This window comes from Pseudoalteromonas sp. Scap06 (genome assembly GCF_013394165.1).
Taxonomy (GTDB): domain Bacteria; phylum Pseudomonadota; class Gammaproteobacteria; order Enterobacterales; family Alteromonadaceae; genus Pseudoalteromonas.
This window is the reverse complement of the sequence record NZ_CP041330.1, coordinates 409,453-426,074: the sequence shown is the minus strand read 5'-3', so window position 1 is coordinate 426,074 and position 16,622 is coordinate 409,453. Positions and strand designations below refer to the sequence as shown.

The following is a 16,622-nucleotide window of genomic DNA, read 5'->3' as shown; positions in this document are numbered from 1 at the left end:
GCATCTGCTAATATTAATTATACTAATTTAAAAGGATTGTTAGAGATAAATGAGGCAATCATTACAGCTGCGCATGGGCCAGCAACTTACAATGACTCCACAGTTGCAACAAGCAATTCGCTTATTGCAACTCAGTACATTGGATCTCCAGCAAGAAATTCAAGAAGCGCTCGATAGCAATCCCTTGCTTGAAGTTGAAGAACAAGATTACAGTGAAGATGCTGCGGGTAAAAACGAACAAAAAGCCGATATCGAAGAATCAACGCTAAGTGCTTCAGCTGATGAAAAACCTAGCGAATATGAGCAAGATAGCGGCGAAGCCATGACCAAAGACACCATTAGCGATGATATGGCAATGGATGTTACATGGGATGAATACATGAGCGCAGCACCTGCCTCTTCATCAGGACCAATGCCTGAAGATGAATCAATTTATCAAGGCTCTTCAACTGAAACGCTACATGAATATTTAATGTGGCAATTGCAACTGACACCGTTTAGCCCTACTGATGAAGCCATCGCGATTGCTATCGTAGAAGCCGTGGACGATTCGGGCATTTTAACTCTTAGCTGTGAAGAAATATTAGAGAGCTTTAATCAAGAGAACGACATAGAAGATGAAGTTGAACTTGATGAAATAGAAGCGGTATTAAAGCGTATTCAGCTATTTGATCCGGTAGGAATAGCCGCGCGTAGTTTACAAGAGTGTTTGTGTATTCAATTGAATCAGTTTGATCAAGACACGCCTTTTTTAAACGAAACAAAAATGATCTTAACTGATCACATTGATTTATTGGCTGCGCGTGATTATCGCACGTTAATGAAGAAAACTAAGCTCAAAGAAGATGAGCTTAAAGAGGTCATGACGTTAATTCACACCCTTAGCCCAAAACCGGCAGACACTATCGTTAGAGAAGAGTCAGAGTACGTTATTCCTGATGTGTCGGTTAAAAAAGTGAAAGGCCGTTGGGTGGTTGAACTAAACCCAGATAGCATGCCTAAAATTAGGGTAAACAGCCAATATGCAGCTATGTCTCGTACGGTCAAATCAAGTGGCGATAGCCAGTTCATTCGCTCACACTTACAAGAAGCTAAATGGTTTATAAAAAGCTTAGAGAGTAGAAACGACACGCTGCTTAAAGTAACCAACTGTATTGTGCAGCAACAACAGGCCTTTTTTGAACATGGTCCTGAGGCGATGAAGCCTATGGTACTTAATGACGTAGCCGAAATGGTAGAAATGCACGAGTCGACTATTTCACGTGTTACTACGCAAAAATACATGCATACACCACGCGGTATTTTTGAGCTTAAATATTTCTTTTCCAGCCATGTAAGCACTGAAAATGGTGGTGAATGTTCTTCAACAGCAATACGCGCATTAATTAAAAAATTAATCGCTGCAGAAAACTCAGCTAAACCATTGAGTGATAGCAAAATTGCAGATATATTGGCTGAGCAAGGAATTAAAGTAGCAAGGAGAACTATTGCAAAGTATCGCGAATCTCTAGCTATTCCCCCGTCAAATCAACGTAAAAGTTTGATTTAAGGCGTACAACAAAGAGGAAAATGTTTATGCAACTGAATTTAACTGGTCGCCATGTAGATATTACCGACTCGCTTAGAGACTACGTAAATAGTAAATTTTCGAAGTTACAGAGGCACACTGATCACATAACGAATGTGCACGTTATTCTCGATGTAGAAAAACTAAACCAAAAAGCCGAAGCAACCGTTCATGTTAGTGGCGCTGAGATTTTTGCTTCTACTGAACACCAAGATATGTATGCCGCTATAGACTCGCTGATTGACAAGCTAGATCGTCAAGTAATTAAACACAAAGAGAAACTTGCTCGACACTAACACTATGAAACTAAGCTCACTTATCTGTCAGGACTGCAGTAAAGCTGCGGTCCTTTTTAATAGTAAAAAAAGAATTTTAGAATTTATCAGTGAATTGGCTCACAATAAACTGCCCTATTTAGCTCAACAAGATATTCTTAATGCATTAACAGCAAGAGAAAAACTAGGGAGCACAGGTATAGGCCGAGGAATTGCAATTCCTCATGGTCGTATGAGTGGTGTACAAGAGCCTCTTGCACTTATATTAGTGAGCGAAGCGGCTATTAATTTTGATGCAATAGATAATCGACCGGTCGACATTTTTGTTGCCTTAATTGTACCCGACGGTGACAATAAGCAGCATTTAAAAACCTTAGCCACTATAGCTGAAAAGCTCAACGATAAAGAATTTTGTAAGCAATTACGGGCGGCAAAATCCGACAATGAGCTGTACCAGATCATTGTAAGTCAACCGTAGCAATAATAAAGGGTGATAAATGGAATTAATAATTATAAGTGGTCGCTCAGGTTCTGGTAAATCTGTTGCGTTACGCGTTGTTGAGGATTTAGGTTATTATTGTGTAGATAATATACCTTTAAATTTATTACCTTCTCTTGTTCGTAGTGTTTCCGACAGCTACAATAAAATAGCTGTAAGTGTTGATGTGCGTAACTTACCTAAAGAACAACAACAGTTTAATGAAATCATTGAATATTTGCCTGGTTTTACTAAGCCAACGGTGTTTTATTTAGACAGTGACGATCAAACCTTAATCAAACGCTTTTCAGAAACACGCCGTCTTCATCCTCTTTCTATTGATTCTCTGCCACTTGATTTAGCAATAAAAAAAGAAAAACAACTCCTTGATGTACTCATTAATCGTGCCGATTATATGATTGATACCACAGGCTTAAGTGTGCATCAGCTTGCTGAGTCTATCCGTGAAAAAATACTCGGTAAAAAAGACAAACAACTGATCATTACCTTTGAGTCATTTGGCTTTAAACACGGTATACCTAAAGAAGCCGATTATGTATTTGACGCTCGCTTTTTACCAAACCCACATTGGGAGCCTGAACTTAAGCCGCTTACAGGGCTAGATCAACCAGTAAAAGACTACTTAGCCAGTCACAGCATAGTACAAAAGTTTACATGGCAAATTCAAACATTCGTGCAAACATGGCTGCCTCATTTAGAAAGAAATAACCGTAGCTATTTAACCATTGCCATTGGCTGTACCGGTGGTCAGCATCGCTCGGTTTACTTAGCGCAAACTATAGGTGAAAGTTTTGCAATGAGTCATCCTAATGTGAAAATTCGCCACCGAGAACAAGAATAAAGCTTGAGAGAATATTAATGCGGTTAGAAAGTACATTTTTAATAAAAAACAAATTAGGCCTGCATGCCAGAGCGGCTACTGTGCTGGCACAGCTTTCTGTGCAATTTGATGCCTCAATCACGTTATTTCAAGACGATAAACAAGCCGCTGGCGACAGTGTACTAGCTCTTATGCTACTCGAAAGCAGTCAAGGCAAAGAAGTTAGGGTAGTATGTGAAGGCCCTGACGCAGAACCTGCACTTAATGCAATTGGTGAGCTCATTGATCAACGATTTAATGAGCAAGAGTAATCCTGCTCATAAGCTAAGGTTAATAGTGGTTGAGGTAGTTTACTGATATAAAGTAAGATAAAGCGATACCCCATCATCGTGTAATAAAATTTAATTAAGGACGCCAATGCCTGAAGCTTTAGAACAAGATATTCCACTACAACAACTAAAACAGGTGACTAAGTCACTAAATAGTGGTCAATTTGTTCAAGTTAGGCGCATGCTAGCAAAAACGGCACCTTGTGATACCGCACTTCTTTTAGAATCATCTCCCCATAAAATTCGTCGTATGCTCTGGCAACTGGTTGATCCCGATGTGCAGGGTGATGTACTTGAAGAGCTCTCTGAAGACGTACGTTTGGGCATTATTGCGCAAATGGCACCTGAGCACATTGCTGCTGCAACAGAAGACATGGGCCATGATGATTTAGGGGAAGTACTACGTAGCCTACCAGACACCGTATATAAAGACGTTGTTAGCGCCATGGATATTCAAGATAGAGAGCGCGCAACACAAGCACTATCTTACCAAGAGCGCTCTGCTGGCGCCTTGATGAATATCGATACGGTAACTATTCGCCCTGATGTGACTCTAGATGTTGTACTGCGCTATATACGCTTACGTGGTGAACTACCTGAGGGCACTGATGACTTATACGTTGTAGATAAACATAACTGTTTTTTAGGCGCCTTATCGCTGAGCACTTTATTAACTAATCCCCCTGAAAAAATTGTTCAGGACTTGATGGATGAAGAGTGTGAATCTATTCCTATTTCAATGGATGAAAGCGAAGTAGCGCAACTATTTGAACGGCATAACTGGATATCGGCACCAGTTGTCGATGACAACGCGCATTTGCTTGGTCGTATTACTATTGATGATATCGTTGATGTTATCCGTGAAGATGCAGAGCATAGCTTATTAAGCTTAGCGGGTCTTGATGATGAAGAAGATACCTTTGCGCCGGTCTTAAAAAGCTCTAAAAAGCGCTCAATTTGGCTAGGTGTAAACTTACTAACTGCATTGCTGGCTGCAATTGTGGCGAGCTTTTTTGAAAACACCTTAGCTATATTACCAATTCTTGCTGTGCTCAATGGCATTGTCCCGTCAATGGGTGGGGTTGCAGGCAGCCAAACCTTAACTTTGGTTATTCGCGGTATCGCGGTGGGCCATATCAACCAAACTAACCAACGTTTTTTATTATTAAAAGAACTCGCTATCGGCGCGATTAACGGTATGGTTTGGTCTATCCTAATTGCCGGTGTCGTTGCGCTTTGGCAATGGGATTTCAAACTCGGTGGTGTTTTAGCGTTTGCTATGTTTATGAATTTAGTTGCAGCAGGTATTGCGGGTGCTAGTATCCCACTATTGCTTAAAAAAATGAAAATAGATCCAGCCCTTGCAGGCAGTGTGGTACTAACCACGGTAACTGATATTGTTGGTATATTTGCCTTTTTAGGCACTGCAACTTGGTTATTGATTTAATTTTTTTATAAACGTTTATAAACAAAAACACCGCATCAATACGCGGTGTTTTTGTTTAAGCCGATAGTTACTTTACCTTGCGCGCTGGCGATTACCGCCCACCTTAGGTTTAGTGTTGGCTTTTTTAAACTGACTAAAGCCAGTATGACGAGTAAGCGCTGGACGACCGCCTTTACTGCCTTTACTGCCTTTGGCTTGCCTTTCATCTCTGCCTTCTTCTGGCACTAAACAATTTGGACCTTTACCAATGAGTTTAGCTTTGCCCATGTTACGAAGAGCTTCGCGGATCATCGGCCAACCGGCAGGATCATGGTAACGTAAAATTGCTTTATGCAAACGACGCTGGCGCGCCCCTTTTGGTACCGCAACTTGCTCTGTGTTATTTTTAATATTACGTAACGAGTTCATTTCAGTATGATAAATGGTGGTCGCATTAGCCATCGGTGATGGGTAAAAGTTTTGCACCTGATCAAGCTTAAAGTCATTCGATTTCAGCCACAAAGCCATATTAACCATGTCTTCGTCTTTAGTCCCTGGGTGAGCAGAAATAAAGTATGGAATTAAATACTGCTTTTTACCCGCTTCTTTAGAGTACTTATCAAATAGCGCTTTAAATTCATCGTAAGCCCCCATACCAGGCTTCATCATCTTAGATAATGGGCCATCTTCAGTGTGCTCTGGTGCAATTTTTAAATATCCACCAACATGATGAGTTACTAGCTCTTTAACGTAACGAGGATCACGTACGGCAAGGTCATAACGCACGCCTGAAGCAATTAAGATCTTTTTGATCCCTTTAACCTCACGCGCCTTTTTATATAAATCGATAGTTGGGGTATGGTCAGTATCCATATGCTTACAAATATCAGGGTACACACACGACAAGCGGCGACAGGTACTCTCTGCTTTTTTACTGGTACAACGCAGTTTGTACATATTTGCGGTTGGTCCGCCTAAATCAGAAATAACCCCAGTAAAGCCTGGCACTTTATCTCTAATTTGCTCAATCTCTTCAATAATCGATTCTTGAGATCGGCTTTGAATTATTCGCCCTTCATGCTCAGTAATAGAACAGAACGAACAGCCGCCAAAACAACCACGCATTATGTTTACCGACGTTTTAATCATATCGTAAGCAGGGATTTTGTCGTCGCCATAACTTGGGTGCGGAATACGCTGATACGGTAAACCAAACACATCATCCATTTCTTGGGTTTCAAGTGGATAGGCTGGCGGATTCACCCAAATAGAGCGATCGCCATGACGCTGAAACAACGCTCTTGCACAACCAGGGTTGGTTTCTTGGTGTAAAATACGCGATGCATGGGCATACAATGGTTTATTAACACTGACCTGCTCAAAAGCGGGTAACTTAACGTAAGTTTTTTCCCATGGCTTAGGGCGCGCAGGCTGTATGGTAATTGGTTTTGCAGCTTCGGCTTTTAAATCAATGCCCGCTTGCTTAAATTCTGATTTAGCACAACCCGCATCATCCGCCCCATAAGGATTAGGAATAGGGTCTATTTTACCAATTTTATCAATGGCTGTTGAATCGCTACCACGCCAACCGGGTAAAGGCTCTTTACGAATAACCGCCGTGCCTCTCACATCTTGTATGGTATCCATGGTTTCACCCGCAGCGATACGGTGCGCTACTTCAACCAATGGACGTTCGGCATTACCATAAATTAAAATATCACCCTTAGCGTCAAACAATACACTACGGCGTACTTTTTCTTGCCAATAATCGTAATGAGCAATACGACGCAAGCTGGCTTCAATGCCCCCTAAAACGAGTGGCACATCTTTATAGGCTTCACGACAACGTTGCGAGTATATTATCACGGCACGGTCAGGGCGTTTACCACCAACATTTCCCGGGGTATAAGCATCATCGTGGCGCATTCGTTTTTCAGCGGTGTAACGATTGATCATCGAATCCATGTTACCGGCTGTAATACCAAAAAATAAGTTAGGCTTACCCAATTCCATAAAGGCATCTTTAGAGTTCCAATCAGGCTGAGCAATAATGCCCACTCTAAACCCCTGCGCTTCTAGCACACGGCCAATTACGGCCATCCCAAAACTAGGATGGTCTACATAAGCATCACCGCTAATAATAATAATATCGCAGCTATCCCAGCCAAGCGCGTCCATTTCTTCGCGTGTTGTTGGTAAAAATGGGGCTGTGCCATAACACTCAGCCCAATACTTAGGGTATGAGAATAAGCCGCGATCAGCTTTTAATGTGCTCATAAAATTGGCCGTTCAATAACAAAAGGCGCGAATTATACCCTATCGACATCCACGTTGATATAGCACAAAATGAAAGCACTGATTAAAAATTGTTTACCTTTATCGCATTACTAAAACAGATAAATCATCTAAGCTGATTACTGCTAATGTCTGCTTTTAGATTTATTTAAAGTAGATAAACTAGATGAAAATGATCGACTCTAGGCTAAACTATTAAATAAGCTGTGATTATTAATAATTCATAGATGCTGTAATATTAAAACCAATGAGGCATACCTATTAAACTACTTAAACAATTAATGCAGTTTTCAGCCATCTTGCTGTTGGCGTTTGTTGTTGTGGGATTACTTTTACCACAAAACTATCACGTGCAAAAAAGCATTAAAATAAATGCCCGCCCTCCTGTTATAAAGTCATTAGTGGAAGATTTTACTCAGTGGTACAAATGGTCGCCGTGGCAGCAAATAGATCCCAATATTGAATTTAGTATTGGTGAACCTAGTGCTGGTGCGGGAGCCTATCAATCTTGGCAAGGAAAGTGGGGGCAAGGCGAAATGACAATCACTTCATTAAGCGCCAATGAAGTTGTATTTAATGTATTATTTAATCAAGAACATATTATTACTAGCCGATTACTATTTAGCCCACATGCAAAAACTGTAACCTGGCATATACAAGGACAAGCAACTGTGCCGCTTATATCTGGCTATGTTGCTATATTTGCTGAAAATATATTAAGCAATATAGTCACCCTTGGGCTAAATAACTTAAAGACGGTAGCCCAACTCAGTGATGCACAAGCAATAATGGAAAGCCATGACAGTAAAAACCGCACAAGCCAGAATTAAACTTGCCAATATTATTGAGTCACTGTTAGGTTACTCGGTCACAAAAGTGAGTAATACGACTGCAGCTGATGAACAAATCTATAATACGCAGGGTAAATCAAAGTCTCTTTATCGTATTAATAGCGAGCATTCAGTATTAGCGCGAGCACAAAAAAGACAAGATCTACTGCTAATAAAACAACAACAAAATATCGAGACTATTTTAGCCTTAGCAATGGAATTTTGTCCTGATGTAGCCTGCGCTAAACAACCTGATGCCGATTGGGTAGAGCACTTTATTGCCTTGTGTGAAGATACCTCAAATCAATCAATGCAAACATTATGGGCAAAAATTTTTACTGGCGAAACTATTAGCCCAGGTACCTTTTCTATAAAAAGCTTACAAACCCTCAAACATATGACCCAGCGCGAAGCGGATTCATTGAGAAAGTGTGTGTCTATTTCAGGGTATAACGAAAAAGATAGTAGTCACCTAATATTTTTAGGCTATTACAAAAAACCCTCGTTATTTGATTTATTAGGTAAGGGAAATAAAGTGTCATTAAGCATAGGTAAAAGCGGTGTGAGCTTCCCTGATGTATTGACCTTAATGGACTTAAACTTGCTTTATCGTAAAGAGATTGAATCCGCTGCATTAAAAGCAGGACAAGAGATAACCCTCTCCTTTTTAACTCAAAAACTAACTTTAAAAGCAAAAAGTAACGACTTAGTACTAAGCTATTATAAGTTTACCCAAACCGGTGATGAACTGTTTAGACTAATGAATTACCCAATTAATAAAGTGTACAAACAGTTAATTGGTGCAGCATTTGAAGGGGAATTTGAATTAGTGTGGCATGCTTCAAAGTAACTAAAAAAAGCCACACGAGGTGGCTTTTCATTAAACTAATCGGTGCTTAAAAATGAACTTGTATGCCAGCAAATGGGCCTGATGCATCAATATCAGTATTAATATCATCTACATCATCAAGTTCTAAAACCATAGAGCGGTAGCCCGCTTTAACCGCAACATCAATCGCTAGGTTATCAATCAACTCCCAAGCAATACCCATTTGGTAATCTCGTACTTTACTGTCATCAATAGCTAAAAAGCTACCTTCAGCAAAAACACTTAAACCACTAAATGGTAAACCTGCTTCAAAACGTCCATATGCTAAAGGAACTACACCTGAGAACTCTTCTATCTCAGTGAAGTTAGCACCACCTTGTTGTGATGTACCCGTTACCACAACTTCACCATCAAACTGCTTAGCATTAATACCTAAATCAATTGAGATTAAGTCGTTATCAAAAATTTCATAGTAAAGAATATAATCAATGTGCGATAAGTCAGTAACTGAATTAACATCAGTACCTACAACATAATCAGTGCCATTAAAAGTAAATGTATCTTCAAGTTGTGTTGCGCCGTTTAGTTCAAGCTCAGTGTATTTTAGTTTTAAGTTTGGTACTAGCGGTACTGGATGCTCAAGTGCGGCGTAATAGCTAACAAAAGTCTCATCTTCAAAGTTGAAGTTTTGTAGGGCATTATTATTATCAGAAAAGCCACCATCATTATCTGCTTTCCAACCATCAACTCCTACATATAAACCTAATACAGTGTCGGCTTGTGCTACAGGTGCTAAACATGCCATTGATAAGGCTGCTGCTATACAATACTTTTTCATTTTTTATCCTTGCGCTAATAATTCGCTAAGTTCAATCAGTGCCGCATTGGCTCTAGAGATATAATTTGCCATAACGAGTGAGTGGTTGGCGACATAACCGAATCCGTTGCCGTTTAGAATTATTGGGCTCCAAACTGTTTCTTGAGTCGCTTCAAGCTCGCGTATAATTTGTTGTAAACTAACACGGGCGTTCTTTTTATCAAGTACTTCGGCAAAATCATATTCAACTGCTTGTAAAAAATGCAGTAAAGCCCAAGTAGCACCACGTGACTCATAAAATACATCATCAATTTCCCACCACGATGTTTTTACTTGTTGTTGTAATGGCGTATAAGTAGCTTGAGTATTTGAAGAATTGCCTGCTAAATCGGTATTTACTTTGTCTTGACCTACACTCGCGCTCAAACGCTGGCTTAAGCTACCTAAGCGTTTTTCTGCTTCTTTTAACCAACTGCGTAAATTATCTGCACGTGAGTAAAACTGGCTATCGCGCTCATGCTGATTCGCAATTTGAGAACGGTAAACTAATAAGTAATCAATACCCTTTTGATATTCGCCCTCAGCACTTGGCCATGCCCATGCTTCAGAACTAATATTAAATTGTGGCTGTGCTTTTTTAAGCGCTTCGTGCTCAGTTGATTGTGACTGTGAACGACTAAAATCTTTTCGCATTGATAATGCTAAATCACGCACCATTTCCAACGCGCCATACTCCCAAGCAGGCATGTTGTCCATTATTACGCTCGGTGGCAGTACATCATTTGATAAATAACCGCCTGACTTAGTCAAGAGAGTATCAGCGACGGTAATAAGTGTTGAAGTGGTTACATACCCTGTTACTGGTTTTTCACTACGTTGCTGTGCTTGCTGTTTGGCATTTTGTACCACATCAAAACGTGCAGGCTCTATGCTCCAGTACACTGCAATAGCGTAAAATACGACAAACAATAGTACCAATGCCGTTATTATTTTTCCTTTATGCTGTGACATTTATCCCCCTAATGATGACTATGATCTTTCGATGCTTTTACCGGCTCAGCTTGCGATGCTAGCGAAACTACTTTCGCATTGGTGAATACTCGATTCCCGTCTTCAAAATATAGCGTGAGTTTGCGTTCTTGACCTACTTTTAACGGCTCTTGCGGTTCAAACACCATTAAATGATAGCTCCCAGGCTTAAAATCGAGTTGCTGATGGGCCTTAATAAGCAGTGATTCTACTTTTTGCATTTTCATCATGCCATCAGCGTGGACGTGCTCATGAATCTCAACACGACCCAACCCATCTAAGGTCGCTCTTGTAAGTGTTGCCGGAACATTACTGTGGTTTTCAATGCTGAAATAGCCCACGCTGGCTTTGGTGGCTGGTAAAAACTCTCTTACTTGCGCATTTGTTACTTGTAATTGCGCAACAACACTATCGTGCTCATGTCCTTCGTGCGCCAATAACGAAGACGAAAAAACACCCACTATTAACGCACTTGCACTCAAAATACATTGTTTAATCATCAGTAAAATCCTTGTTAAAACGAAAAAATATAGCCCAAATCTATCATAATTCCCTAATATTAGGCAGCTAATTTAAGTTCAAGAAGCTACTTTTTTGTTATCTGCGATTAACCAGCACAAGCCTGCCACAAACAATAATGGCCAAGCAATCATCAATGATCCGAATAAAAAGGCTAATATAGTTCCAGCCAGTGCCACCATCGCCGCGCCAACAAGCCCCATAGTTACCAAAGCAGCAATCGCAATAACAACAATAATGGCGATTAACGCCCCAATGAGCTCAATACCTGTCCAACTAATATCTGAAATCCACAACGGAAACTGCCATACATCAAAATGAATTATCGAACCGCTATTAATTAAAAATAATGTAACAATAAGTAGGCATACGGCGAAAGTTTTCATGTTGCTCTCCTTACACTGCTTTTTCTTCAAGACAACAGTGTGCGATTAAATAACCTAGCGCCACTGCAAACGGAAAACTTAAAAATAATAAAACGGTGACTAAACGAGTAGACCATACCGGAAAGTCTAATCGGTAAGCTAACCCACTACAGACACCTGATATTTTTTTGTTAAGCGTATTTTTATACCAACGACGATGTGTATTAAAATTATTCATAACAATCTCCTTAGGCTGTTTTTTTATCAGCGGTGTTTAAACTCGCTTTTAAACTTGCCAGTTCTGCATCAATTTTTTCGTTTTTAACCAGTGACTCAATTTGCATTGCCGTATTGCTCGCTGTATCTGTCAGTTCATACGCTTCAACTTGCGATTCAACACTCTCAACACGGCGCTCAATTTGCTCAAATCGTGATAAAGCAGTAGCCACTTTATCGCTCTGCAGCTGAGTATTTATCTTAGCTCTTGCCTCAACCACATTTTCACGCTTTACAAGTTGTGCTTGCTTTGCTTTAGCCTGTGCCATTTTTTGCTGCAGGCGTTCACAGTCCTCTGTGATTTTTACAATTGATTGCTGCAATGTCTCAAGTTGTGTTTGTAAGCACTCTATGCTTATTTCGACATTGTGTTTTTCAGCTAATGCTGATTTCGCTAAATCGTCACGATTTTTTGCAATGGCATGTTCGGCCTTTAATTGCCAATTTGTGAGCGCTTGTTGTTTATTGCTTATTTGACGCTTAATATTTTTTTCTTCACATAATAGTGCTGCCGCGGTGCCACGACACTCATTAAGTGCCTCTTGCATTTCGGTTAGCATCAAATTAAGTAGTTTTTCTGAATCTTCAGCTTTATCAAGCATAGCTACGATATTTGCTTGAATGACGTCGTTTACGCGATTAAATATACCCATGTTATTCTCCTGATGATTTTTTATTTATACATCAACAGGATTCCAAGAGTTATGCCAACAACTTAAAACTCTTTTATTTTCGTTAAATATCAATAATTTAAATTATTTTGGCGGGTAAGTTAATGACTAGTCACTGAATACAATTAAGTCGAATTGGCTAATAAATTATATTTTTGACTAAAATTTGGGATCAAAAAAAGCCACCTGAGGTGACTTTTTCTATAAAGAGTATCTGTTATGCCAATTCTATTAAATTGGCATTACTCGGGTACGTAACTTAGTGCCTTATCCATAACACTTAAATCAGCTTGCTTACCATGACCATTTTCAGATAAGTGGCGTCTAAAGCCACGCGCACCAGGCTGCCCCTGAAAAATACCCAGCATGTGACGTGCAACATGCCAAAAATTAGCCCCTAAACGCATCTCTTCTTCAATATAATCATACATAGAGCGTACAACATCATGTCGAGACTGAGTATTAGCCGCATCACCATAAATTTTTTCATCTACTTCATTAAGCATAAATGGATTACTGTAAGCCTCTCGGCCCACCATGACCCCATCTATGTACTGTAAATGCTCAAGACTTTGCTCAATGGTTTTAACACCACCGTTAATACTTAAATCAAGTTGAGGGTAATCTTTTTTAAGCTGGTAAACTCGGGGGTAGTTAAGCTCAGGAACTTCGCGATTTTCTTTCGGGCTCAACCCTTTTAGCCATGCTTTGCGCGCATGAATAATAAAGTCATCACAGCCAACCTTATGTGAAGCCTCTATCAAAGCACATAAAAATTCATAAGAATCTTGCTCATCAATACCAATACGAGTTTTAACCGTAACCGGAATATTCACTTCACTTTTCATTGCAGCAACACACTCTGCAACTAAATTAGGCTCGGCCATTAAACAGGCACCAAAACGTCCATTTTGCACACGATCTGACGGACAACCTACATTAAGGTTTATTTCATCATAACCACGCTCACCAGCAAGCTTGGCACACTGTGCTAGCGCTTGCGGATCTGATCCACCTAATTGCAATGCCACAAGGCCTTCGTGCTGATTAAAATGCAAGTAGTCACCGCGGCCGAATAAAATAGCGCCTGTAGTGATCATTTCAGTATAGAGCACGGTGTGTTTTGTCATTTTACGATGAAACGTACGACAGTGGCGATCAGTCCAATCAAGCATGGGTGCCACGCTAAAGCGTCGATTTAAAGTACGTTTATCCAAAATGTGATCCTCAAAAATTTATAATTTAAGCACAGCTTAAACGGCGCTGCATTTTACACAAAAGCCCTATGCGCAGCAATATTAAGCAAACACTTGCAAGCCAAAGTATTGCGCAATACCGTTTAAAATATTAGTTACTGCGACTGAGCTTAAAATTAACCCCATAATTCGACTAATAATACTCGCCCCACTATCGCCTATTATTTTATGTACATGCGTAGCAAGTAATAACAAAATCAGTACCACCACTAAAACAGCTAACATCATTGATGAGGTAATCATTTGTTCAACCCAAGTATATTCCTCATTGCGTGTCATTAATACCGCACCTAACATGGCACCGGGACTGGCTATTGATGGGATAGCGAGCGGAAAAATAGCGGTTTCAGTGCTGTCTCTAACACTTTTAATTTCAGCTTCAGGCTTACTTTCACCAAAGGTCATGGAGAGTGCAAAAATTAATAAAATTAAACCACCTGCTATTTGAAATGCCGAGAGCGGAATCTCAATCACATTCAGTAATTGCTCGCCAGCAACTACAAAAAATAACAGTACTAAAGCAGACACACCCACGGCCTTAAAAATCACTTTACGCTTAAACTTGTCGTCATCTCCACGAGTTACGGCGATAAAAACCGGGATTGTGCCAATTGGATCGATAACCGCAAAAAAGAAAATAAATATAGCCAATAGTTCATGCATTAATGAGTACCTTTTCATTAAATCGGTTAATAAAACGCTGCAACTACAATACAGTATGTTAGTATATCACGGCAGCGTAAGGATGAGAGAAGATGAATATAGAATCACTCGTAAGTAAAGCAAAACAAGTGTGCGACAACCGTGGTGCGCGATTCACACCAATTCGCGAGAAGGTATTTCGTTTATTGGCCAGTGCTCAAGGTGGTGTGGGTGCATACGATTTACTTGAACAATTAAAAGTCACTGAAACAGGCGCTAAACCTGCAACGATTTATCGTGCTTTAGACTTTTTAGCCGAACTCGGTTTTATTCATAAAATTGAAAGCACCAATGCATTTATGCTGTGTCATCATTTTGATCATATTCATCCTGTTCAGCTATTAATTTGTGATAGCTGCGGTTTTGTTAAAGAGCTGCACTCAACAGTAATTTCACATGAGCTCAATAACTTAGCAGCCGAAAGTGGCTTTGTAGTTTCCGGACAAACAATAGAAGCACATGGTAAATGTGACTCTTGCCGAGCATAGATAAGCGACTATAGCTATACTTTACGTATAACCTTTATCAGTACCAATTTAAGGACATCTAATATGAATGTAGAGTTCATTAATCCCTTTTTAGCTTCTTTGATGAATGTATTGAGCACTATGGCTCAAACTCAGTTAAAACCAGGCAAGCCACGCATTAAAACCGATGAGATAGCCTGTGGTGATGTATCGGGATTAATTGGTATGGTTGGCCCTCAAACTCGCGGTTCATTTTCAATTACCTTCGACGAAGGTTTAGCGCTGACCATTATGGAACGAATGTTAGGCGAACGACCAGACGACATAAATGAAGAAGTAACCGACATGGTCGGTGAAATAACTAATATGGTTACCGGTGGTGCTAAGAATTTACTAGGTGAAAAAGGCTATGATTTTGCCATGGCAACACCCATTGTTGTGTCTGGTAAAAACCACACTATTACTCACAAAAGTGACGGCAAAAAAATTCTTATGCCGTTTACCAGTGACGCAGGTAATGCAAATATAGAAGTGAGTTTCGATAAGCTATGAGCTGGTCGCAAACCACAATTACATTAAAGCCTCGCTCGCGGGGCTTTCATTTAATTGATAACGACATACTCAATCAACTCCCACAAATAAGCCAATTTAAAGTTGGTTTATTACACTTATTTATTCAACACACCTCAGCCAGCTTAACCATTAATGAAAATGCCGTTCCTACCGTGCGTATGGATATGGAAAGCCACTTTAATCAGTTTGTTCCAGAGCGCCAGCCTTATTATCGCCATGACTATGAGGGCGATGATGATATGCCTGCCCATATAAAAACCAGTACCTTAGGTTGCGAATTAACTATCCCGATTAGTCACGGTCAGTTAGCGCTGGGAACTTGGCAAGGAATATACTTAGGTGAGCACCGTGATCATGGTGGTTCAAGGCGTATTATTACAACTTTGCAAGGCGAAGCGTTTTAGGTTTTAGGTTTTAGGTTTTAGGTTTTAGGTTTTAGGTTTTAGGTTTTAGGTTTTAGGTTTTAGGTTTTAGGTTTTAGGTTTTAGGTTTTAGGTTTTAGGTTTTAGGTTTTACAACATAGGTCACTCTCACACATTGAACACTTTAAAAAAGTTACATAAATTAAATTTATAGTGATTCGCGTATGGGTCATTGTTTGCTATTTGAGAATGAATATCTGAAAAGTAAATAAGATTGGAGCGGTACACGAGGCTCGAACTCGTGACCTCGACCTTGGCAAGGTCGCGCTCTACCAACTGAGCTAGTACCGCATTATATGTAGATTCTAGGTTCTATCAATTTTAAACTTTCATCTTGAACCACAATTTCTTTTGGTTAGAAATTGGAGCGGCACACGAGGCTCGAACTCGTGACCTCGACCTTGGCAAGGTCGCGCTCTACCAACTGAGCTAGTGCCGCATTCAAAATAGTCAGTAATTTGTCCGTTGGTGCGCGACATGTCGCGTCCTACATCCTGGCAACTGAGCTAGTGCCGCATTATATCAACTTTAACTTTTTGTCTTGTGCTGCAATTTCTTTGGTGAGAAATTGGAGCGGCACACGAGGCTCGAACTCGTGACCTCGACCTTGGCAAGGTCGCGCTCTACCAACTGAGCTAGTGCCGCATTCAAAAAG

At 40.2% G+C, this 16,622-nt stretch carries 20 protein-coding genes and 3 tRNA genes; 11 read left to right on the top strand and 12 right to left on the bottom strand.

Annotated elements, in window-relative coordinates:
- Positions 1-49 precede the first annotated feature (49 nt).
- From FLM47_RS01980 to mgtE, 6 genes are all read left to right on the top strand, one after another.
- On the top strand, positions 50-1,549 hold the full coding sequence (locus FLM47_RS01980) for an RNA polymerase factor sigma-54 (RefSeq protein WP_178954824.1): 1,500 nt from the start codon (positions 50-52) through the stop codon (positions 1,547-1,549).
- A gap of 26 nt (positions 1,550-1,575) precedes the next feature.
- The gene (gene hpf / locus FLM47_RS01975) at positions 1,576-1,863 is read left to right on the top strand and encodes a ribosome hibernation promoting factor (protein ID WP_010390562.1); all 288 of its coding nucleotides are present in this window, start codon (positions 1,576-1,578) and stop codon (positions 1,861-1,863) included.
- 4 nt (positions 1,864-1,867) lie between these two features.
- On the top strand, positions 1,868-2,320 hold the full coding sequence (gene ptsN, locus FLM47_RS01970; protein WP_178956830.1) for a PTS IIA-like nitrogen regulatory protein PtsN: 453 nt from the start codon (positions 1,868-1,870) through the stop codon (positions 2,318-2,320).
- A gap of 19 nt (positions 2,321-2,339) precedes the next feature.
- Positions 2,340-3,182 carry an RNase adapter RapZ gene (rapZ, locus tag FLM47_RS01965; RefSeq protein ID WP_178954822.1) on the top strand — a complete coding sequence of 281 codons (843 nt, stop codon included), beginning with the start codon at positions 2,340-2,342 and terminating at the stop codon, positions 3,180-3,182.
- Positions 3,183-3,199: 17 nt separating this feature from the next.
- Complete coding sequence (locus FLM47_RS01960; RefSeq protein WP_138609047.1) at positions 3,200-3,472, top strand: HPr family phosphocarrier protein; 273 nt, start codon at positions 3,200-3,202, stop codon at positions 3,470-3,472.
- 106 nt (positions 3,473-3,578) lie between these two features.
- The gene (gene mgtE, locus FLM47_RS01955) at positions 3,579-4,937 is read left to right on the top strand and encodes a magnesium transporter (RefSeq protein ID WP_008115512.1); all 1,359 of its coding nucleotides are present in this window, start codon (positions 3,579-3,581) and stop codon (positions 4,935-4,937) included.
- 72 nt (positions 4,938-5,009) lie between these two features.
- Here mgtE and FLM47_RS01950 read toward each other — a convergent pair whose 3' ends face one another.
- A complete protein-coding gene (locus tag FLM47_RS01950) occupies positions 5,010-7,193 on the bottom strand; it encodes a YgiQ family radical SAM protein (RefSeq protein ID WP_178954820.1) in 2,184 nt (727 codons plus the stop codon).
- 299 nt (positions 7,194-7,492) lie between these two features.
- Here FLM47_RS01950 and FLM47_RS01945 point away from each other — a divergent pair, with 299 nt between their 5' ends.
- On the top strand, positions 7,493-8,041 hold the full coding sequence (locus tag FLM47_RS01945; RefSeq protein ID WP_138609051.1) for an SRPBCC family protein: 549 nt from the start codon (positions 7,493-7,495) through the stop codon (positions 8,039-8,041).
- Positions 8,010-8,891, top strand: a complete 882-nt coding sequence (locus tag FLM47_RS01940) for a TIGR03899 family protein (protein ID WP_178954819.1) — start codon at positions 8,010-8,012, stop codon at positions 8,889-8,891. The genes FLM47_RS01945 and FLM47_RS01940 overlap by 32 nt, the downstream gene beginning before the upstream one ends.
- Before the next feature lie 46 nt (positions 8,892-8,937).
- Here FLM47_RS01940 and FLM47_RS01935 read toward each other — a convergent pair whose 3' ends face one another.
- The 8 genes from FLM47_RS01935 to FLM47_RS01900 form a co-directional block, all read right to left on the bottom strand.
- A complete protein-coding gene (locus FLM47_RS01935) occupies positions 8,938-9,708 on the bottom strand; it encodes a TIGR04219 family outer membrane beta-barrel protein (RefSeq protein ID WP_178954817.1) in 771 nt (256 codons plus the stop codon).
- 3 nt (positions 9,709-9,711) lie between these two features.
- Positions 9,712-10,698 carry a DUF2333 family protein gene (locus FLM47_RS01930; RefSeq protein WP_178954815.1) on the bottom strand — a complete coding sequence of 329 codons (987 nt, stop codon included), beginning with the start codon at positions 10,696-10,698 and terminating at the stop codon, positions 9,712-9,714.
- 8 nt (positions 10,699-10,706) lie between these two features.
- A complete protein-coding gene (locus FLM47_RS01925) occupies positions 10,707-11,216 on the bottom strand; it encodes a copper chaperone PCu(A)C (RefSeq protein ID WP_178954814.1) in 510 nt (169 codons plus the stop codon).
- Positions 11,217-11,294: 78 nt separating this feature from the next.
- Positions 11,295-11,621 carry a hypothetical protein gene (locus FLM47_RS01920; protein ID WP_178954812.1) on the bottom strand — a complete coding sequence of 109 codons (327 nt, stop codon included), beginning with the start codon at positions 11,619-11,621 and terminating at the stop codon, positions 11,295-11,297.
- 10 nt (positions 11,622-11,631) lie between these two features.
- Positions 11,632-11,838 carry a PspC domain-containing protein gene (locus FLM47_RS01915; RefSeq protein WP_010390548.1) on the bottom strand — a complete coding sequence of 69 codons (207 nt, stop codon included), beginning with the start codon at positions 11,836-11,838 and terminating at the stop codon, positions 11,632-11,634.
- Positions 11,839-11,848: 10 nt separating this feature from the next.
- Positions 11,849-12,529, bottom strand: coding sequence for a PspA/IM30 family protein (locus tag FLM47_RS01910; protein ID WP_178954810.1), 681 nt, complete (start codon positions 12,527-12,529; stop codon positions 11,849-11,851).
- A 260-nt stretch (positions 12,530-12,789) separates the two neighbouring features.
- Positions 12,790-13,722, bottom strand: coding sequence for a tRNA dihydrouridine(20/20a) synthase DusA (gene dusA, locus FLM47_RS01905; RefSeq protein WP_256729726.1), 933 nt, complete (start codon positions 13,720-13,722; stop codon positions 12,790-12,792).
- A 123-nt stretch (positions 13,723-13,845) separates the two neighbouring features.
- Positions 13,846-14,466, bottom strand: a complete 621-nt coding sequence (locus FLM47_RS01900) for a MarC family protein (RefSeq protein WP_008115498.1) — start codon at positions 14,464-14,466, stop codon at positions 13,846-13,848.
- 92 nt (positions 14,467-14,558) lie between these two features.
- Between FLM47_RS01900 and FLM47_RS01895 the strand changes: the two genes are divergently transcribed.
- From FLM47_RS01895 to FLM47_RS01885, 3 genes are all read left to right on the top strand, one after another.
- Complete coding sequence (locus tag FLM47_RS01895; protein ID WP_008115496.1) at positions 14,559-14,993, top strand: transcriptional repressor; 435 nt, start codon at positions 14,559-14,561, stop codon at positions 14,991-14,993.
- Positions 14,994-15,056: 63 nt separating this feature from the next.
- Positions 15,057-15,524 carry a chemotaxis protein CheX gene (locus FLM47_RS01890; RefSeq protein WP_010390540.1) on the top strand — a complete coding sequence of 156 codons (468 nt, stop codon included), beginning with the start codon at positions 15,057-15,059 and terminating at the stop codon, positions 15,522-15,524.
- Positions 15,521-15,949: a secondary thiamine-phosphate synthase enzyme YjbQ gene (locus tag FLM47_RS01885; protein ID WP_178954806.1), complete on the top strand. Its 429-nt coding sequence runs from the start codon at positions 15,521-15,523 to the stop codon at positions 15,947-15,949. Before FLM47_RS01890 ends, FLM47_RS01885 begins: the two co-directional genes overlap by 4 nt.
- Before the next feature lie 233 nt (positions 15,950-16,182).
- Here FLM47_RS01885 and FLM47_RS01880 read toward each other — a convergent pair.
- The 3 genes from FLM47_RS01880 to FLM47_RS01870 form a co-directional block, all read right to left on the bottom strand.
- Positions 16,183-16,258, bottom strand: a tRNA-Gly gene (locus FLM47_RS01880).
- A 72-nt stretch (positions 16,259-16,330) separates the two neighbouring features.
- A tRNA-Gly gene (locus FLM47_RS01875) sits at positions 16,331-16,406 on the bottom strand.
- Between the two features lie 130 nt (positions 16,407-16,536).
- Positions 16,537-16,612, bottom strand: a tRNA-Gly gene (locus FLM47_RS01870).
- Between the last annotated feature and the right edge of the window lie 10 nt (positions 16,613-16,622).